Origin of the sequence: Pseudomonas sp. MWU13-2100 (assembly GCF_023242365.1) — a bacterium.
Lineage (GTDB): Bacteria > Pseudomonadota > Gammaproteobacteria > Pseudomonadales > Pseudomonadaceae > Aquipseudomonas.
In genome coordinates this window covers 217,710-235,164 of sequence record NZ_JALLIX010000001.1, presented here as the reverse complement: position 1 = coordinate 235,164, position 17,455 = coordinate 217,710, and the positions used below count along the sequence as shown (strand labels likewise).

General features: G+C 63.2%; 19 protein-coding genes. 12 read left to right on the top strand and 7 right to left on the bottom strand.

Translation table 11 applies throughout. From position 1 onward, the window contains the following. The first annotated feature begins 33 nt into the window (after positions 1 to 33). The 6 genes from M5B99_RS01170 (at position 34) to M5B99_RS01145 (ending at position 4,257) form a co-directional block, all read left to right on the top strand. On the top strand, positions 34 to 630 hold the full coding sequence (locus tag M5B99_RS01170; RefSeq protein WP_248802248.1) for a septation protein A: 597 nt from the start codon (positions 34 to 36) through the stop codon (positions 628 to 630). A gap of 1 nt (position 631) precedes the next feature. Further along, positions 632 to 931 carry a YciI family protein gene (locus M5B99_RS01165; RefSeq protein ID WP_248802247.1) on the top strand — a complete coding sequence of 100 codons (300 nt, stop codon included), beginning with the start codon at positions 632 to 634 and terminating at the stop codon, positions 929 to 931. A gap of 109 nt (positions 932 to 1,040) precedes the next feature. After that, complete coding sequence (locus tag M5B99_RS01160) at positions 1,041 to 1,451, top strand: translation initiation factor 2 (protein WP_248802246.1); 411 nt, start codon at positions 1,041 to 1,043, stop codon at positions 1,449 to 1,451. Between the two features lie 33 nt (positions 1,452 to 1,484). Continuing rightward, entirely contained in the window at positions 1,485 to 2,162 is a 678-nt protein-coding gene (locus M5B99_RS01155; protein ID WP_248802245.1) for a response regulator transcription factor, read from the top strand. 260 nt (positions 2,163 to 2,422) lie between these two features. Then, positions 2,423 to 2,848: a Spy/CpxP family protein refolding chaperone gene (locus M5B99_RS01150; protein WP_248802244.1), complete on the top strand. Its 426-nt coding sequence runs from the start codon at positions 2,423 to 2,425 to the stop codon at positions 2,846 to 2,848. A gap of 74 nt (positions 2,849 to 2,922) precedes the next feature. Beyond that, a complete protein-coding gene (locus M5B99_RS01145; RefSeq protein ID WP_248802243.1) occupies positions 2,923 to 4,257 on the top strand; it encodes an ATP-binding protein in 1,335 nt (444 codons plus the stop codon). A gap of 2 nt (positions 4,258 to 4,259) precedes the next feature. Here M5B99_RS01145 and M5B99_RS01140 read toward each other — a convergent pair whose 3' ends face one another. Beyond that, the gene (locus M5B99_RS01140; RefSeq protein WP_248802242.1) at positions 4,260 to 4,820 is read right to left on the bottom strand and encodes a nitroreductase family protein; all 561 of its coding nucleotides are present in this window, start codon (positions 4,818 to 4,820) and stop codon (positions 4,260 to 4,262) included. A 120-nt stretch (positions 4,821 to 4,940) separates the two neighbouring features. Here M5B99_RS01140 and M5B99_RS01135 point away from each other — a divergent pair, with 120 nt between their 5' ends. After that, positions 4,941 to 6,395: a TrkH family potassium uptake protein gene (locus M5B99_RS01135; RefSeq protein ID WP_248802241.1), complete on the top strand. Its 1,455-nt coding sequence runs from the start codon at positions 4,941 to 4,943 to the stop codon at positions 6,393 to 6,395. Here the strand turns inward: M5B99_RS01135 and M5B99_RS01130 are convergent. Next, positions 6,352 to 7,413, bottom strand: a complete 1,062-nt coding sequence (locus M5B99_RS01130; RefSeq protein ID WP_248802240.1) for an AraC family transcriptional regulator — start codon at positions 7,411 to 7,413, stop codon at positions 6,352 to 6,354. The genes M5B99_RS01135 and M5B99_RS01130 overlap by 44 nt on opposite strands. Before the next feature lie 161 nt (positions 7,414 to 7,574). On the opposite strand from M5B99_RS01130, the gene M5B99_RS01125 reads away from it, so the two are divergent. Then, positions 7,575 to 7,886, top strand: a complete 312-nt coding sequence (locus M5B99_RS01125) for an Mpo1-like protein (protein WP_248802239.1) — start codon at positions 7,575 to 7,577, stop codon at positions 7,884 to 7,886. Between the two features lie 99 nt (positions 7,887 to 7,985). Beyond that, complete coding sequence (locus M5B99_RS01120) at positions 7,986 to 8,576, top strand: HD domain-containing protein (RefSeq protein ID WP_248802238.1); 591 nt, start codon at positions 7,986 to 7,988, stop codon at positions 8,574 to 8,576. Between the two features lie 6 nt (positions 8,577 to 8,582). Here the strand turns inward: M5B99_RS01120 and M5B99_RS01115 are convergent, their stop codons facing one another. Continuing rightward, the gene (locus M5B99_RS01115; RefSeq protein WP_248802237.1) at positions 8,583 to 9,404 is read right to left on the bottom strand and encodes a UDP-2,3-diacylglucosamine diphosphatase; all 822 of its coding nucleotides are present in this window, start codon (positions 9,402 to 9,404) and stop codon (positions 8,583 to 8,585) included. A 129-nt stretch (positions 9,405 to 9,533) separates the two neighbouring features. Between M5B99_RS01115 and M5B99_RS01110 the strand changes: the two genes are divergently transcribed. The 3 genes from M5B99_RS01110 (at position 9,534) to M5B99_RS01100 (ending at position 11,710) form a co-directional block, all read left to right on the top strand. Further along, positions 9,534 to 10,283, top strand: coding sequence for an AraC family transcriptional regulator (locus tag M5B99_RS01110; protein ID WP_248802236.1), 750 nt, complete (start codon positions 9,534 to 9,536; stop codon positions 10,281 to 10,283). An 87-nt stretch (positions 10,284 to 10,370) separates the two neighbouring features. Next, the gene (locus M5B99_RS01105; RefSeq protein ID WP_248802235.1) at positions 10,371 to 11,264 is read left to right on the top strand and encodes a DMT family transporter; all 894 of its coding nucleotides are present in this window, start codon (positions 10,371 to 10,373) and stop codon (positions 11,262 to 11,264) included. Positions 11,265 to 11,416: 152 nt separating this feature from the next. Beyond that, complete coding sequence (locus tag M5B99_RS01100) at positions 11,417 to 11,710, top strand: hypothetical protein (protein ID WP_248802234.1); 294 nt, start codon at positions 11,417 to 11,419, stop codon at positions 11,708 to 11,710. Between the two features lie 8 nt (positions 11,711 to 11,718). Here the strand turns inward: M5B99_RS01100 and M5B99_RS01095 are convergent, their stop codons facing one another. The 4 genes from M5B99_RS01095 to recQ all read right to left on the bottom strand — a co-directional run bounded on the left by M5B99_RS01095 (position 11,719) and on the right by recQ (position 17,294). After that, positions 11,719 to 12,006 carry a SelT/SelW/SelH family protein gene (locus tag M5B99_RS01095; RefSeq protein WP_100938944.1) on the bottom strand — a complete coding sequence of 96 codons (288 nt, stop codon included), beginning with the start codon at positions 12,004 to 12,006 and terminating at the stop codon, positions 11,719 to 11,721. Positions 12,007 to 12,219: 213 nt separating this feature from the next. Next, positions 12,220 to 14,445, bottom strand: coding sequence for a FimV/HubP family polar landmark protein (locus tag M5B99_RS01090; RefSeq protein ID WP_248802233.1), 2,226 nt, complete (start codon positions 14,443 to 14,445; stop codon positions 12,220 to 12,222). 144 nt (positions 14,446 to 14,589) lie between these two features. Next, complete coding sequence (locus M5B99_RS01085) at positions 14,590 to 15,024, bottom strand: MarR family transcriptional regulator (RefSeq protein ID WP_218224036.1); 435 nt, start codon at positions 15,022 to 15,024, stop codon at positions 14,590 to 14,592. Between the two features lie 140 nt (positions 15,025 to 15,164). Beyond that, the gene (gene recQ, locus M5B99_RS01080; RefSeq protein ID WP_248802232.1) at positions 15,165 to 17,294 is read right to left on the bottom strand and encodes a DNA helicase RecQ; all 2,130 of its coding nucleotides are present in this window, start codon (positions 17,292 to 17,294) and stop codon (positions 15,165 to 15,167) included. Between the last annotated feature and the right edge of the window lie 161 nt (positions 17,295 to 17,455).

Below are 17,455 nucleotides of genomic sequence, written 5' to 3'. Positions count from 1 at the left end.
TTATGCCGTCACATCCTGCTTCTGGCTGCCACTGTGAAACAATTCATCGATTTCATCCCGCTCTTCCTGTTCTTCATCGTCTACAAAATCGAACCGCGGGTCATGGAGATCGCCGGCCACAGTCTGACCGTGGGCGGTATCTACAGCGCCACGGCCATGCTGATCATCAGTTCCCTGGTGGTCTACGGCACCCTCTTCGTCACCCACCGCAAACTGGAAAAAAGCCAGTGGCTGACCTTGGTCGCCTGCCTGGTCTTCGGCAGCCTGACCCTGGCCTTCCACAGCGAAACCTTCCTCAAATGGAAAGCCCCGGTGGTCAACTGGCTGTTCGCCCTGGCCTTTGCCGGCAGCCACTTCATCGGTGATCGCCTGCTGATCAAGCGCATCATGGGCCACGCCCTGAGCCTGCCCGAGCCGATCTGGACCCGCCTGAACCTGGCCTGGATCGTGTTTTTCCTGTTCTGCGGCGGCGCCAACCTGTTCGTGGCGTTCACCTTCCAGCAGTACTGGGTCGACTTCAAGGTATTCGGCAGCCTGGGCATGACCCTGCTGTTCCTGGTCGGCCAGGGCATCTACCTGTCCCGCCACCTGCACGACGCCGACCCGACCATCCCGAAAACCGAGGACTGACATGCTCTACGCGATCATCGCCACCGACGTCGAACACTCCCTGGAAAAACGCCTGGCCGTGCGCCCGGCGCACCTGGAGCGACTGCATCAGCTCCAGGCGCAAGGGCGCCTGGTCCTGGCCGGCCCGCACCCGGCCGTGGACAGCAACGACCCGGGCGCCGCCGGTTTCAGCGGCAGCCTGATCGTCGCCGAATTCGACAGCCTGGCCGCGGCGCAAGCCTGGGCCGGGGCCGATCCGTTCGTCGCCGCGGGGGTCTACGACCAGGTGCTGGTCAAGCCGTTCAAACAAGTCCTGCCATAAATGTCTCCCCTCGCGATGAACCTTCAAGGTTCATCGCGGCCCAATCGCTCATTATTCTCGTTCCGCAGCCGACAACCTGCCCAATGCCGATTGGAATCAGGAGTTTGCGATGCGCCAAGGTCCGTTGTTTCTGCTAGTGGTCATTTTGTCGATAGGGGCCACCGCCCATGCTGAAGAAAGTCAGGGGGCGAACAACTCCACCCCCTTGTCCTTGAGTGCCGGTAGCCAGATCACCGATTTGCAGCAGCGCTTGAAAGAAAGCGAGCGACAACGAGAAGAGTTGAGCCAACAATTGCAGAGTGCCGATGCCGAGCGTGAAAGTGCCCAGTTGAGCCGCCTGCGCCAGGAAAACCAGCGCCTGAAGTTGCAACTCAAGGAAGCCCAGGCCAGTACCAGCCCCCGCCTGCTGACCGATCAGCAGCAATGGTTTGTCACCGGCGCGGGAGTTGCACTCCTGGCCCTGCTTTGCGGTATCTTCGCCAGCGGCGGACGTAGACAGCGTCGGCAATGGCTGAATTGAGCAGGCCATTAGCAATCCGTAATCGAGAGAGTCATGAGCGACCTGTTACTGATAGACGATGACCAGGAGTTGTGTGAGCTCCTGAGCAGTTGGTTGAGCCAGGAAGGCTTCCAGGTACGCGCCTGCCACGATGGCCAGAGCGCGCGCAAGGCCCTGGCGGACAGCGCCCCGGCCGCCGTGGTGCTGGATGTGATGCTGCCCGATGGCAGTGGCCTGGAACTGCTCAAGCAATTGCGCAACGACCACCCTGAGTTGCCGGTGGTGATGCTCTCGGCCCGTGGCGAGCCACTGGACCGCATCCTCGGCCTGGAACTGGGCGCCGACGACTATCTGGCCAAGCCCTGCGACCCCCGGGAACTGACCGCGCGCCTGCGCGCCGTACTGCGCCGCAGCCACCCGACCGCGACCCCGAGCCAGATGGAACTGGGCGACCTGTGCTTCAGCCCGGTGCGTGGCGTGGTCACCATCGACCAACAGGACTTCACCCTTACCGTCTCCGAAAGCCGCCTGCTCGAAGCCCTGCTGCAACAACCCGGCGAGCCCCTGGAAAAACAGGAGCTGGCGCAGATCGCCCTGGGCCGCAAGCTGACCTTGTACGATCGCAGCCTGGACATGCACGTGAGCAACCTGCGCAAGAAGATCGGCCCGCATCCGGACGGCCGCCCGCGCATCGTCGCCCTGCGCAGCCGCGGTTATTACTACAGCCTCTGACGCCACCCCGTGGGAGCCGGCTTGCCGGCGATGGCGTCCGCGAGGTCTAGGCAAGACTTGCCGGCCTGATCGCTGGCAAGCCAGCGCCTACACAGATCGCACTCGCCTGACAGGTATTGCGGCAACCCGCTGCCTACGAGTGTCAGCCCGCGCCGAAAACGTCTTTACCCAAGCTTTACCCTCCGCTGACCGCCGCTGACCTTGAACTCCTTAATCTGTACTCATCCGGACTGACCGGAATCGAGACAAGGAGAACCACCATGCGCAAGACCCTTATCGCCCTGATGTTCGCAGCAGCCCTCCCGACCGTGGCCATGGCCATGCCTGAAGGTGGTGGCCCGATGGGCGGCCCGGAATACGGCCAGCACCACGGCCAAGGTCCTTTCCAGAAACTGGACCTGACCAAGGAGCAGCGCCAACAGATCCGCAAACTGATCGGCGAACAGCGGCACGATCGCAAAGAGATCGTTGGCAAGTACCTGGAAAAACTCGCGCCTGCCGATAAGACCGCGTTCAAAGGTGAACTGGATGCCGCTCGCCAGAAAACCCAGAGCCAGATCCGCGCCCTGCTGAATCCTGAACAGCAGAAAACCTTTGACGAAATGCAGAAAAAGCAGGCCGAGCGCCGTGCCGAATGGACCGAATTCAAAGCCTGGAAGGCGCAACAAGCGCAAAAAGCGCAATAATCCGCGAATGCTCCAGCCCGACGGCCGACGCCGTCGGGCTTTCTTCGTTTGTACCCTTGGGTTGAGGACTTGCTGTGCGATCACTGTTCTGGCGCATCCTGGCCAGCTTCTGGCTGGCCATTGCCCTTGTCGCGGGCCTATCGATTCTGCTCATGCACATCCTCAACCAGGACACCTGGATTCTCAGTCGTCATCCCGGGCTGAACAGCCTGGCCGAAGAATGGACGCAGACCTATGAAAGCCAGGGCGAAGAAGCCGCCCAGGCGATTCTGGAGCAACGCAAGCAGCGTTATCACATTGATGTGCAGGTGCTCAACGAAGCCGGCGACCCGCTGGTCCGTGGGACTTTTCCACGTCGGGCCGCAGCCTTTGAAGCGCGTCAGAACAACGATGACCGCAAGCTGCCCTGGCGGCGCCTGACGGTCGAGTACACCAGCCCGAAAAGCGGCGAGACCTACCTGCTGATCTACCGTATCCCACACCCGGAACTGGACGCCTGGCACCGCGAAAGCCTGCTGCGCCCGCTCAGTGCCCTGGGGATCGCGCTGGTGGTGCTGACCTTGTTCAGTCTGCTGGTGACCCTGTCCATCACCCGCCCCCTGAGTCGCCTGCGCGGCGCCGTGCATGACCTGGGGCAGACCACCTATCAGCAGAACAGCCTGGCCAAACTGGCGGGGCGACGCGACGAGTTCGGCGTGCTGGCCAAGGACTTCAACCTGATGGGCGCACGCCTGCAAAGCCTGATCGGCAGCCAGCGCCAACTGCTGAGGGATGTCTCCCATGAATTGCGTTCACCGCTGGCACGCCTGCGCATCGCCCTGGCGCTCGCCGAGCGCGCCGGCCCCGAGGAGCGCGAACGGCTGTGGCCGCGCCTGACCCGTGAATGCGACCGACTGGAAGCGCTGATCAGCGAAATTCTCACCCTGGCCCGGGTCGACTCCGACCAGGCCAGCGCCGAAGAGGTTGACCTCACTGCGCTGCTTACCACCTTGCAGAAAGACGCCAACCTGGGCTGCCCGGAACAGACAGTGCACTTCGACGGCGACCCGCCGCTGAACTTCAAGGGCTGGCCGACCATGATCGAACGCGCTGTGGATAACCTGCTGCGCAACGCCCAGCGTTTCAATCCCGAAGGCCAGCCCATCGAGCTGCACGCACAACGGCTGGGTGAACGCATCGAAATCAGCGTGCGCGACCATGGCCCCGGCGTGGAGCCCGCGCACCTGGCACAACTGGGCGAACCCTTCTATCGAGCGCCAGGACAGACCGCACCGGGCCACGGCCTGGGACTGGCCATCGCCCGGCGGGCGGCGGAACGGCACGGCGGCAGCCTGGTGCTGGCGAATCATCCCGAGGGCGGGTTTATCGCCAAACTGGATCTGCCTTTGGAGCCTGGGGCGCTGGTTTAACTTCAAGCCGACCAGGCGCTGACAAACTCCGTCAGATCGACCTTCGGCGGCTGGCGCAGCTCGTTCTGCGGCGTGCCCAGGTACAGGAAGGCGATCACTTCCTCGTCGTCGCCCAGCCCCAGACCCTTGGCTACATGGCGCGAATAGGATAGCTCGCCGGTACGCCACACCGCGCCGATTCCCTGAGCATGGGCCGCCAGCAGGATGCCGTGGGCCGCACAACCTACCGCCAGCAACTGTTCGGACTTCGGCACCTTGAAGTGCTCCCGCAAACGCGCCACCACCACAATCACCAACGGTGCGCGCAAAGGCATGGCATGGGCCTTGTCGATGGCCGCCGGGGTCGCCTCGCCTTCCTGCAGGCGTACCGCCTCGGCCAGCAGGCTACCCAACTGCTCGCGGGCCGCCCCCTCCACGGTGAGGAAACGCCAAGGCCGCAGTTGCCCGTGATCCGGTGCACGCATGGCGGCGGCGAACAGGATATCGCGTTGGGCCTGCGTCGGTGCGGGATCGAGCAGGCGCGGCGCGGAAACACGATTGAGCAAATTGTCGAGAGCCTCCATCGGCCACCTCTTCTGGAAAATGATCGGGCTATTCTAGCCAGATCCTGGGCCGCCGTGCCGGTTTACATGACCGGGGTCACGGGTAAAATGGCGCCTGTCCCCCTTTTCCGAGCTTATTTCATGGCGTTGCCGACCCTGCGCATCATCGGTTTCATCATCGGCATCTTCCTGATTACCCTCGCCGTCAGCATGACCATCCCCATGCTGGTCCTGGTGATCTTCGAGCGCACCGGCGACCTGCCGGCCTTTCTCCGGGCTAGTACCATCACCTTCCTCGCCGGCCTGGCGCTGGTGATCCGCGGTCGCCCGGAACAGGTGCAACTGCGCCCCCGGGACATGTACCTCCTCACAGTCTCAAGCTGGGTGGTGGTGTGCATTTTCGCCGCGCTGCCCTTCGTGCTGACCTTGCGCACCAGCTACACCGACGCCTTTTTCGAAAGCATGTCGGGTATCACCGCCACCGGTTCGACCGTGCTCAGCGGCCTGGACAGCATGTCCCCGGGCATCCTGATCTGGCGCTCGTTGCTGCACTGGCTGGGTGGGATCGGCTTTATCGGCATGGCGGTAGCCATCCTGCCGCTGCTGCGCATCGGTGGCATGCGCCTGTTCCAGACTGAATCCTCGGACCGTTCGCAAAAGGTCATGCCGCGCTCGCACATGGTGGCGCGCCTGATCGTCAGCGCCTATGTCGGCATCACCCTCCTCGGTAGCCTGGCCTTCTGGTCGGCCGGGATGAGCCTGTTCGATGCGATCAACCATGCCATGTCGGCGATTTCCACCGGTGGTTTCTCCACCTCGGACCAGTCCCTGGCCAAATGGAGCCAACCGGCGGTGCACTGGGTGGCGGTGATGGTGATGATTCTCGGCAGCCTGCCATTCACCCTCTACGTGGCGACCCTGCGCGGTCATCGCAAGGCGCTGATCAAGGACCAGCAGGTGCAGGGTTTGCTCGGCCTGCTGCTGGTGACCTGGCTGGTGCTCGGCACCTGGTACTGGTGGACTACCAACCTGCACTGGCTCGACGCCCTGCGCCATGTGGCGTTGAACGTGACCTCGGTGGTCACCACCACCGGCTTTGCCCTGGGCGATTACAGCCTGTGGGGCAACTTCTCCCTGATGCTGTTTTTCTACCTGGGCTTCGTCGGCGGTTGCTCGGGCTCGACGGCCGGGGGGATCAAGGTGTTCCGTTTCCAGGTGGCCTATATCCTGCTCAAGGCCAACCTCAACCAGTTGATCCATCCGCGGGCGGTGATCAAGCAGAAATACAACGGTCACCGTCTCGACGAAGAAATCGTACGTTCGATCCTGACCTTCTCGTTCTTCTTCGCCATCACCATTTGCGCCATCGCGCTGGCCCTGTCGCTACTGGGGCTGGACTGGATGACCGCCCTTACCGGCGCCGCCAGCACCGTCTCCGGCGTGGGGCCGGGACTGGGCGAGGTGATCGGGCCATCCGGCAATTTCTCCACCCTTCCGGACGCGGCCAAGTGGATCCTGTCCTTGGGCATGCTGCTCGGCCGACTGGAAATCATCACAGTGTTCGTTCTGTGTATTCCCGCATTCTGGCGTCATTGATCGAGGCCGCCGCCCCCAACAGGCGCGCCCGGTACTCGCCGGGCGTGACCTCGAACCAGCGGCGGAAGGCGCGAAAAAAGTTGCTCGGGTCGGCGAACCCCAGCAGATAGGCGATTTCCAGCAAGGTCATGCGCGGCTGCGCCAGGTACTGTTCGGCCAACTCGCGGCGGGTATCGTCGAGCAGCGCCTGGAAACTGGTGCCCTCCTCCTGCAAACGGCGCTGCAGGGTGCGCTGGGACAGGTGCAGGGTCTGCGCCACCACCTCGCGCTTGGGCTCGCCCTGGGGCAACAGACGGCACAACACCTGGCGCGCCTTGTGGGTCACCCGACTTTCGGAAAAGCGCGCCAGGTATTCGCCGGCAAAGCGGTCATGGAGCAAAGCCATGGCTTCGTTGGCGGTCGGCAGCGGTGCTTCCATGTCAGCCTGCTCGAAGATCAGCGCATCGTAGGGTGCGTTGAATAGCAAGGGCGCATGGAACACGTCCTGGTAAGGACCGATGTCCTCCGGTTCCGCACCTTGCAGCAGGACCTTGCGCGGCTGCAAGGTGCGCCCGGTCAACCAGCCGCACAACGCCAGGGCGCAGGCCAGGGAAGCCTCGGCGCTCTGGCGGGTGGGCGGCAGATGGTCGCCGTGTACCGTCAGGATCAGCGCGTAACCTTCGGGCAAGAGGCGAAAGCTCAAGTCGGCACTTTCGGCGATGATCCGTTGATAACGCACCAGGCGCCTGAAACCCTCGGCCAGGGTCTGGCTGGACATCAGCGCATAACCGGCGACATGAAAGGACGCCGGGCGCACCACCCGGCCCATGTTCAAACCGATCGCCGGGTTACCGGAAAGCTCCACCGCGCGTTGCCAGAGTCGCGTCATCGAATCCTGGGGAAAGCGCGCATCGGGATCGTCCAGGGAGGCATAATCGAGCCCTAGCTGCCTGAACAGGACACGACAATCCAGGCCATCCATCTCCAGCGCCTTGACAATCCCCATCGCCCAACTTGCAGAAGTCGTTCTCTCACTCATGGCCTTTTCTTGCATGATAAAGTCGTCATAGGACGACTAATGGCCTAAGGATACTAAAGTGGCGCCTATTGTCACTGGTAGCCGCTGCCAATCACTCTAGACTCAAATAAGCCCCCCGTGGAACACTCCGTGGGCGAGGTCGCCAACGCGGAGAGTAAACCGTGGAAAACATCAAAAAATTCAACAGCTTCGCAGAGTTCTACGACTACTACCTGAGCGAACATGGCAACAGTACCTGCCGTAGGTTGCATTTCGTCGGCACCAGCCTGGTGATCTTTTTTTTGGCATTGGCCATCGGTCGTTCCTCGGGAGGGTTGCTGCTGGCAGTGCCTGTCGCCGGTTATGGCTTCGCCTGGGTCGGTCATTTTTTCTTCGAGAAAAACCGCCCGGCCACCTTTGAACATCCCTTCTACAGCTTGCTCGGCGATTTCGTCATGTTTCGCGACATGATCCTCGGCAAGGTGCCGTTTTAGGCCCGGGAAGCCAGCAAAGCGTCCTGTGCAGCCACTGCCAGGACGCCGGCAAGCCCTAGACTGGGACCGGCATCGATAAAAACCACAAGAGGACAGCCGGTGACCGGACAAGCCCGCTTTACCCATATGCAAGATGGCACCCAGGAGGATTGGGCGGTGATTGCCGCCGACTTCAGCGCCTACGCCCGCCAACTGCCGGCGCGGATCCTGACTCATCTGAAGTTGCTGCAAGGTGATTTCGGCGGTTTTCCGGTGGATCGCCTGACCCACTCGCTGCAAACCGCCAGTCGGGCCTGGCGCGACGGCCGGGACGAGGAGTACGTGGTCTGCGCGCTGCTCCACGATATTGGCGACACCCTGGGCTCCTATAACCACCCGGATATCGCCGCGGCGATCCTCAAGCCCTTCGTCAGTGCCGAAAACCTGTGGATGGTGGAAAAGCACGGGATTTTCCAGGGCTACTACTTCTTTCACTACCTGGGAATGGATCGTCATCTGCGCGAGCAGTTTCGCGAGCACCCGCAGTACCTGGCGACCATCGAGTTCTGCGCCAAATACGACGCGGCGGCCTTCGACCCGGACTACGAGAACCTGCCCCTGAATTTCTTCGAGCCGATGATGGAGCGAGTGTTCGCCCAACCCCGGCAGTCGATCTACAAGGCCGCGATGGAGCAAAACCAGACCGTCTGATGCCGGCTAACCCGGCTCGGCAACTTTCTCCAGTTCCAGCTTGAGCTGCGCTTCCTTGGCCTGGGCATCGGCCAGGCGATACAGTTCGATGGTGCCATCCCAATGTTCGATCAGGGCGGTGCAGGACTCGACCCAGTCACCGCAGTTGAGATACTCCACCTCGCCAACCTTGCGGATCTCGGCGTGGTGGATATGCCCGCACACCACCCCGTCCAGCCCGCGCTTCACGCATTCGTGGGCGATCGCCTCTTCGAAGTCGCTGATAAAGCTGACCGCGGTCTTGACCTTGTGCTTGAGGTAGGCCGACAACGACCAGTAGCCATAACCGTAGCGGGCCCGCCAATGGTTCAGCCAGCGATTGAGGGTCAGGGTGAACTCGTAGGCCGAGTCGCCGAGGAACGCCAACCAGCGGTGATAACGGGTGATCACGTCGAACTGGTCGCCATGGATCACCAGCAGCTTGCGACCATCGGCGGTGGTGTGTACCGCTTCGTCGACCAACTGGATATTGCCCAGGATCAGCTTGGAGTAACGGCGCAGGAATTCATCGTGGTTGCCGGTGACATAGATCACCTCGGTGCCACGCTTGCTCATGGTCAGCAGCCGGCGGATCACGTTGGTATGCGCTTGCGGCCAGTACATGCCGCCGCGCATCTTCCAGCCGTCGATGATATCCCCCACCAGGTAGATACAGTCGGCCTGATAACCCTTGAGGAACTGCGACAGGTGTTCGGCCTGGCAGTCCCGGGTCCCCAGGTGCACGTCGGAAATCCACAGGGTTCGCACACGCTGCTTACGGCTGGGTTTGGCGAGCTCCGCACGGGTCATGGGCATTCTCCGGATTTTTCCTGAGCTTGCACCGGGGCAGTTAATAGCCCATGACAGCCAGATGGCAGTCCCGTGACAACCGCACGGACGGCAAGCGGTGTAAACTGCGGCGACGCCAAGGAGACCGTGATGGGACCGATCCTGACCCTGCGCCACTACAGCCCCGACCAGATCGACCACAGCCATGCCCATGCGCAGCTGGTGTTCGGCCTGTCCGGCCGGCTCGACTTCGAGATCGAAGGTCACGGCAGCCAGGTGGTGCAGCAAAGCGTCGCGGTGATTCCCAGCGATGCCCATCACATCTGCGCCAGCCCCAACGGCAGCCGCTGCCTGGTGCTGGATGTACCGGACGAACGCTGGTTGCTGAACACCCTGGGTGACCATGCCGAGGCCAGCCGGCGCCTGCTCGACACCGCCGGGCCGCGAACCCTCGACGCCGCCCAGAGCCAACTGGTGCAGTGGTTGGCGGCCAGTCCGGTGCAGGACCCGCTGATCGCCCGCCAGGGCGCGGTGCTGCTGCTCGCCAGCCTGAACAGCCCCGGCAGCCACCCGTTCGGTGGCAAGCGCCTGCCCCTGGCCGCCCTCAATGCGCATATCGATCGTCATCTGGCCCACCCGCTGCAGGTGGCCGATCTGGCGCGCATCGCCGACCTGTCCGGCGCTCGCCTGCATGCGCGCTTTGTCGCCGAATGCGGCCAGACGCCCATGGACTATGTGCGCAGTCGTCGCCTGCATATCGCCCTGGGGCTGCTGCGCGAGTCGGCACTGCCGATCGGCGAGATCGCCAGCCGCGTCGGCTACCAGTCGCAAAGCGCCTTTGCCGCCGCCGTGCTCCGCGAATTCGGCCGCACGCCCGGTGCGCTGCGACGCGAGTCCTGAGACAAACGATAGCAGGCGCGCGACAGACAGGCACGCCGACCGCCCTCTAGACTGCGGCTCTGTCTGTCAGCGTTTTCAAGGATCACCATGACTCCCCGTTCCGCCCTGGGCGCCCTGCATATCGGCGCATTGATGTTTGGCCTGACCGGCGTGTTCGGCAAACTCGCGAGCGCCGCGCCGGCGATCATCGTCTTCGGCCGTGCCATCTTCGCGGTGCTCGCCCTCAGCCTGTTCGCCCGCCTGGCCCACAATCATCGCTGGCAACCGTTGCCGGCACGGGACTGGCGGCGCCTGCTGCTCAGCGGGCTGCTGTTGGCCGGGCACTGGGTCAGCTTCTTCATCGCGGTAAAAGTCGCCGGCGTGGCCGTGGCGACCCTGGGTTTCGCCAGCTTTCCTGCCTTCACGGTACTCCTCGAGGGGCTGATTTTTCGCGAACGTATCCGCTTCAATGAAATCCTGCTGGTGGTGCTGGTGAGTATCGGCCTGGTGCTGGTCACGCCGGACTTCGACCTCGCCAGCCAGGCCACCGGCGGGCTGCTCTGGGCCGTGCTGTCCGGCCTGCTGTTCTCACTGCTGTCGCTGGCCAACCGCGCTGGCTGCGGGCGGATCCCCGCCGTGCAGGCGGCGTTGTGCCAGAACCTGGTCGTCGCCGCCTGCCTGCTGCCCTGGGCCGCTCCCGGCCTTGCGCAAGTGCCGACGCTGGACTGGTTGTGGATCGGCCTGCTCGGGGTGCTCTGCACGGCCGTGGCCCACAGTCTGTTCGTGGCCAGCCTCGCGGTGATCAAGGCGCGCACCGCCGCGGTAGTCTTCGCCCTGGAGCCGGTGTACGGGATCACCGCGGCCTGGCTGCTGTTCGGCGAAAACCCGACCTTGCGCATGTTGCTCGGCGGCGCCCTGATCATTCTCGCCATCGTGGTCTCCAGCCGACAGGGCACGGCGACCGCCTCTCGGAAAAACCCGGAAGCCGCGTCAGTTCATTGACGAAAACCCAATCCGCCTATACTGGAGACATCCGCAACAGTTTGCTGTCGTTCACGGAGATCAGGGTTTCTCGACGACAGCGGCAGTGATTCCCCCCTGAATCGACTCGATTCGAGCGGCCCTCCCCATCAACATGTTGGAGGGTTTCATCCATGGACATCGTCAGTCTTTTGATTCAAGCCATCAGTGGCGCCGTGGGCGGTAACGTGGCGGGGTCGGCACTGCAGAAATACAACCTGGGCCCGGTCATCAACTCCATCCTCGGCATACTCGGCGGCGGTCTCGGCGGGCAGTTGCTCGATCTCTTCACCAATGGCAGCGTCGGCAGCGGCAACGGCGCACTGGACCTGACCTCGATCCTCAGCAGCATTGCCAGCGGCGGCGTGGGCGGTGGGGTGCTGATGGTGATCGTCGGGCTCATCAAGTCGAAGCTGAGCCCGTCGTAAGTCCACGTCTATCGGGGCCGGTCGTTGTGCCCGAGGTCGCGCTCGGGGTCGATCCGGTCCCGTACCCGCTGCTTGAGCACCTTGGCTTCGGGAAAGCCGCCGTCTTCCTTGCGCTCCCAGATCTGCACCTCGTCGCAGGTGATCCGGAACACCCCGCCGGTCCCCGGTTCCAGGGCCACCTGGCCGAGGTCGTCGGCGAAGGTGCTGAGCAGTTCCTGGGCCAGCCAGGCGGCACGCAGCAACCATTGGCACTGGGTGCAGTAGGTGATGACGATATGCGGTTTACGGGCGGTCATGATTGCGCCAGGCTCCTGGGGGATGGGTCGTCGCTATAATAGCGACCTTTTACCCCCTCCCGAGATCATGATGCGCCGCCTGTCGTCCTGCCTGTTGCTCCGTTTGCCGCCTCTGGCGTTGCAAGCCGCCGAACCAGCGCGAATGACGACAATTCAGAAGGCGCTGTACCTGAATCTGGGACAGACCTTCTGATGTCCGAACGATGAGCCGTATCAGCGAATACTCGCGAGCAAGGTGCGTGCCGTCTGCTTCAACGGCTCATCGCCTTCGCGCAGTAGTTCGAGGAGCAGTTGGCTGGCATGGTCCAGGTCGCCGACATTGATGCAGGTTTGCGCCCGCTCGAGCTTGCTGGCCGAGGCCTGCTCTCGCTCCAGGCTGTCGAAGTCGACTTCCAGGGGGCCGATGTCCAACGGCTCGGAATCACTCATGAAACCATCGAGAAACGCATCGTCCAGTGAGTCCCCGTCTTCTGGCAGGCTCAACTCCACTTCACCCACGGGCGCGGGCTCTGATTCAAGCTCGGAAAAATCACTGAGGAACTGCTCGTCCGGCATCTCGAATACTTCCGGCAGCTCATTGAAGCTCTTGGTGAATATCGGCTCAGGCTCGGGCTCCAGTTCGACAGGCAAAACCGGCTCTTCGACGGTCTTGCTGCGGGGATGCGGCGTATTGTCGAACGGGCTGACCAGATCCCAGTCGGCGTCCATCGACAGGTCATCGAGGTTGAGCTGGAATTCATCCTCCACCGGCTTGTCCGGCGCGGGGGCAGGTGCCTGGGCCGTCGGCTCGTTCCAGTGTGCCGCCAATACTGGCGCAGCGGCTGCAACGGCACCGGCCGCGAGAATCGATGCCGGCGCCGGAGCGGCCGCGACGGGCACAGTGGCAGCACTTTGCAGTTTCGGATACTTGGCACGCAGCTCCTGCAGGGCCGACTCGCTGAACCCTGCCGCCAACAGATTGCGCTCTTGCGTCGCGTAAGCCGCACTGTCGCCCTGCTGAGCCAACACCTCGAGCAAACGCAGCTGCAAGTCCATGCGCCCGGGCTCCTTGAGCATGGCCTCGCGCAGAATGCCCGCCGCTTCGCTGAAGCGACCATAGGCGATGTAGATACTCACACCTTCAAGGGCATCGGGCACTTCACTGGACTGGCGTGAAGCCACAGCCGCCACCGGGGCCACCCTCGGCTCGATCCGCGTCGACTCGGTCGCCGCCGCTTTGCTCGGCGGGGCCGGTGTGACCACACGACTGACCATCGGTTCCGGAGCCGGGGCCGCTGGAGACACGGCCGCGGGCGCCTGTTCAGCCTGCTGGCGGTTGCGCCGCAGGATAAAGACCCCGACCAACAGCGCGATCAGCAGCACCGCCGCCGCCCACAACAGCCAGTTCGGGCCATCGGCACCCTCGGTAGCCGGTGTCGGCGGCACCACTGGAGCGGTCACCACGGCAGGCGCCGACACGGCAGCCTTGGTCTTGAGCTCGGCGAGTTGAGTCTGAAGTTCAACGGTCTGTTTCTGGCTGCCGGCAATCATCTCATCCTGCGCTTTCAACCTGACCTGCAGATCCTCGACGGTCTTCTGCAACTGCTGGTTTTCCAGGGCGGCCTTGGCCAGCTCCTCGGCGTTTTGCGCTGTCTCGGTCACCGCAGCCGCCGCATTCTGCGTGGAGGCAGCCGCGGTGGCCGGAGCCGCAGCGACCGAGGTCGGGGCAGCAGAAGACGCTGGCGCGGTAACCACTGCAACGTCCGGCAACAGCAGGCTCTGGCCGACCCGCAAGCGGTCGCTGCCCGGATTCAGCGCCCGAATGCCCTGGGACAGTTCATTGACCGATGCCTGGCTGCCGGCTTCGCGCAGTCGCTTGGCAATAACCCAGGGGTTGTCGCCCTTGACCACGGTGTAGTGCTTGCCCTGCACGGCAGGCGGCGCGGGGATGTTTGCCACCGAGGCCGGTTGCTCGAGGGTAGCGCTGCGAGCAGGCAGGCTGTAGCCCGCCGGCAGGTTGCCCGGGGGATCGAGCAGTACGGTGTATTCGCGCAGCAAGCGCCCGTTGGGCCGGTTGACCTGCACCAGGAAATTCAGGAAAGGTTCGCTGACCGGCTTGTTGGTCTGCACCTGGATAACACTGCTGTTGCCTCGTAAAACCGGGGTAAAGCGCAGGTCATTGAGGAAGAACACCCGCTCGACGCCCGCCCGGGCGAACTCCTCGGGGGTCGCCAGACTGACCGACAGTTCGCCTTCGGCCAGGTCGCCCGGCTCGATCAAGGCGATTTCCGCGTTCAATGGCTGATTGAGCGCCGAATGCAGGGTGATATCCCCCAGCCCCATGGCCGGTGCCAGCGCCGAATACAACAATCCACCGATCAGCACAGCCAACAGGCGCGCCCGGTTCAGGGTGGATTTTCCAATGGTGCACCGCAACGCGGACTGCAAACTCTCGAGCATGAGCATCCCTTAGCTGGCGTGACGACCCGCGCGCGCGGGCCGGGCACCGACACAATACACAGAACCAGTAACTCTTATAGTCCGCAGCTCAAAGACTATCAAAATTCATTGAAGACGCCCCAAGGCCGGCAGTCCGGGAATGCCTCAGGATTTTTCCAGATTGGCCAGGATCCGGCTGTGGACCCGCATGCATATCCGCAGTTCCTCATCGTCGACACCGACGAACAGCTCATGGCGCAAGGCGGTGGCAATGGTCTCGATCTGTTCGATCAAGGGACGCGCCGAGGCACTCAGGACGATTTTCTTCGCTCGGCGGTCTTCCAGCACCGCCTGGCGCTGGACCAGGCCCTGGGTTTCCAGGCTATCGAGCAGGCGCGCCAGGGTCGGCCCTTCAACACCCACGCTCTGGGCCAGCTCGCGCTGGGTCGGGGCCTCGGTAAAACGCGCCAGGTGCAACAAGACCAGCCAGCGCGCCTGGGACAAGCCCAGGCCGGCCAGACGGCGATCCAGCTCCGCACGCCAGCCTCGCGACATGTGCGCCAGCTGCATGCCAAAACGGTGTTCATCGGTCAACGGCATAAAACACTCAGGGTTAGACTTAAAATAGACAAAACTAATTATTAGTCAGCTAAGCATGACCCATGCCCGGAGGCAAGGCTTGCTCAGTGCTGAATCGTTACTTGTCGTGAATGGAACAGCGACCGGGAACAATACCGACCTCACATTTCAAATTCTGCCTGCAAGGCCGCCCGCACGCAGTACAGGACCCCTTCCGGCACCCGGCCGGCAAACAGCTCGGCAATGGCGGTCACCGGGGGCAATTCGCCTTCGCCGTCGAGGAAGGCGTCCTGGATTTCCCCCAGCAGGTCCTCCGGCAAGTCCAGCGCCTGCTCCAGCGACAGCTGCTGGCGGCCGACGGCTTCGGCCAGCAGGGTATAGACATTCTTCTCCGAGCACTGCAACTGGCCGGCGATCTGTAACGGCGTCATGCCGGCCCGGGCCAGGCTGATCAATTCGTGACGGATATCGGCCACGGTTTTCGGCGGCTCGGCCTCGCCGCCCAGGACTTCGAGGAATGCCTCGCCGTAACGCTCCAGCTTGCGCGCGCCGATACCGCTGACCTTGGCCATATCCGCCAGGGAAGTCGGCTGGCTGCGGAGCATTTCCAGCAAAGTGGAGTCGGGGAAAATGACATACGGCGGCACGCCATGTTCCTGCGCCAACTTGCGCCGCAGGGCGCGCAGGGCTTCCCACTGTTCGCGCTCCTCGCCACGCACCAGTTGGCTGGCGGGGCTGGCGGAAACGCTTTTGGCCGTGGTCTGCGGCTTGAGGTCGCGGCGCAACTCCAGGCTCACCTCGCCCTTGAGCAAGGGCCGGCAGCTATCGCTCAGGCGCAGGCCGCCGTAGCCTTCCAGGTCGATATCGGCCAGCCCGCGGGCCACCAACTGGCGGAACAGGGTGCGCCATTCGCCTTCGGCCAGCGCCTTGCCGACGCCGAACACCGTCAGGTGCTGGTGCCCGAAACTGCGCACCTTGTCGTTTTCCTTGCCCAGCAGCACATCCACCAGGTGCCCGACGCCATACCGCTGGCCGGTGCGGAAGATCGCCGACAGCGCCTGACGCGCCGGTTCGGTGGCGTCCCAGGTCTGCACGCCGTCGACGCAGTTGTCGCAATGCCCGCAGGGCTGCGGCATGTCTTCATCGAAATAGGCGAGCAGGGTCTGGCGACGGCAGCGGGTTTCTTCGCACAGGGCCAGCATGGCGTCGAGCTTGTGGTGCTCCAGGCGCTTGTGCCGCTCGTCACCCTCGGAGTTCTGCAGCATCTGCTTGAGCATCACCACGTCCTGCAAGCCATACGCCATCCAGGCATCCGCCGGCAGGCCGTCGCGACCGGCCCGACCGGTTTCCTGATAGTAGGCTTCCAGGGACTTGGGCAGGTCGAGGTGGGCGACGAAGCGCACGTTGGATTTGTCGATGCCCATGCCGAAGGCGATGGTTGCGACCATGATCAGGCCTTCCTCGTTGAGGAAACGCTTCTGGTTGGCGGCGCGTACATCGCTGGCCAGCCCGGCGTGGTAAGGCAGCGCCGGATAGCCTTGCTCGCAAAGCATCGCGGCGACTTCGTCGACCTTCTTGCGCGAAAGGCAATAGACAATCCCGGCATCGCTGCGCCGCTGCGAGAGAAACGCCAATAGCTGTTTGCGCGGCTGCTCCTTGGGCACGATGCGGTAGAAGATGTTCGGACGATCGAAGCTGGAGAGGAAGCGCTCGGCATTCTGCAGGTGCAGGCGATTGACGATTTCTTCGCGGGTTCGCTTGTCGGCGGTGGCGGTCAGGGCGATGCGCGGCACATTCGGGAACAGCTCGGCCAACTGGCCGAGTTGCAGATACTCGGGACGGAAGTCGTGGCCCCATTGCGACACGCAGTGGGCTTCGTCGATGGCGAACAGGGCGATCTCGAGGTTCTGCAGGAACGACAGCATGCGCGGCTGCACCAGGCGCTCGGGGGCCAGATAGAGCATTTTCACCTCGCCGCGACGAATCCGCGCCGCCAGCTCGCGTTGCTGTTCGGCGCTCAGTGTCGAGTTCAGCGCCGCGGCGGCGACCCCCAGTTCCTCGAGGGTCGCCACCTGGTCGTCCATCAGTGCGATCAGCGGCGAGACCACCACCGTCAGGCCCTCGCGCAGCAGCGCCGGGACCTGGAAGCACAGCGACTTGCCGCCGCCGGTCGGCATCAGCACCAGGGCATCGCCGCCATTGGCCACGCGCTCAATAATGGCACCCTGGCGACCACGGAAGCTGTCGTAACCGAAGATGTCCTTGAGGACGCGTTGAGCCTGTTCGAGCATAACCACTCCAAAAATCACCGAAACGCCTACTCGAAGGCTGGTCGAAGATTGGCCAATTTCACGAAAAAATCCGTAAGCAGGCATTTCTTGAACCGCCATAGGGTCAGCAGCGCATCACAAAACGCGGCAGTATACCCGAGCGTCCGACGGCAATGGGCGGT

What these genes read in the sequence shown, in the direction of transcription:
- M5B99_RS01165 (WP_248802247.1), top strand. Translation starts at nt 632, where the DNA reads ATGCTCTACGCGATCATCGCCACCGACGTCGAACACTCCCTGGAAAAA.
- M5B99_RS01160 (WP_248802246.1), top strand. Translation starts at nt 1,041, where the DNA reads ATGCGCCAAGGTCCGTTGTTTCTGCTAGTGGTCATTTTGTCGATAGGG.
- M5B99_RS01155 (WP_248802245.1), top strand. Translation starts at nt 1,485, where the DNA reads ATGAGCGACCTGTTACTGATAGACGATGACCAGGAGTTGTGTGAGCTC.
- M5B99_RS01150 (WP_248802244.1), top strand. Translation starts at nt 2,423, where the DNA reads ATGCGCAAGACCCTTATCGCCCTGATGTTCGCAGCAGCCCTCCCGACC.
- M5B99_RS01140 (WP_248802242.1), bottom strand. Translation starts at nt 4,820, where the DNA reads ATGGAGGCTCTCGACAATTTGCTCAATCGTGTTTCCGCGCCGCGCCTG.
- M5B99_RS01135 (WP_248802241.1), top strand. Translation starts at nt 4,941, where the DNA reads ATGGCGTTGCCGACCCTGCGCATCATCGGTTTCATCATCGGCATCTTC.
- M5B99_RS01130 (WP_248802240.1), bottom strand. Translation starts at nt 7,413, where the DNA reads ATGAGTGAGAGAACGACTTCTGCAAGTTGGGCGATGGGGATTGTCAAG.
- M5B99_RS01115 (WP_248802237.1), bottom strand. Translation starts at nt 9,404, where the DNA reads ATGACCCGTGCGGAGCTCGCCAAACCCAGCCGTAAGCAGCGTGTGCGA.
- M5B99_RS01110 (WP_248802236.1), top strand. Translation starts at nt 9,534, where the DNA reads ATGGGACCGATCCTGACCCTGCGCCACTACAGCCCCGACCAGATCGAC.
- M5B99_RS01105 (WP_248802235.1), top strand. Translation starts at nt 10,371, where the DNA reads ATGACTCCCCGTTCCGCCCTGGGCGCCCTGCATATCGGCGCATTGATG.
- M5B99_RS01100 (WP_248802234.1), top strand. Translation starts at nt 11,417, where the DNA reads ATGGACATCGTCAGTCTTTTGATTCAAGCCATCAGTGGCGCCGTGGGC.
- M5B99_RS01095 (WP_100938944.1), bottom strand. Translation starts at nt 12,006, where the DNA reads ATGACCGCCCGTAAACCGCATATCGTCATCACCTACTGCACCCAGTGC.
- M5B99_RS01090 (WP_248802233.1), bottom strand. Translation starts at nt 14,445, where the DNA reads ATGCTCGAGAGTTTGCAGTCCGCGTTGCGGTGCACCATTGGAAAATCC.
- M5B99_RS01085 (WP_218224036.1), bottom strand. Translation starts at nt 15,024, where the DNA reads ATGCCGTTGACCGATGAACACCGTTTTGGCATGCAGCTGGCGCACATG.
- recQ (WP_248802232.1), bottom strand. Translation starts at nt 17,294, where the DNA reads ATGCTCGAACAGGCTCAACGCGTCCTCAAGGACATCTTCGGTTACGAC.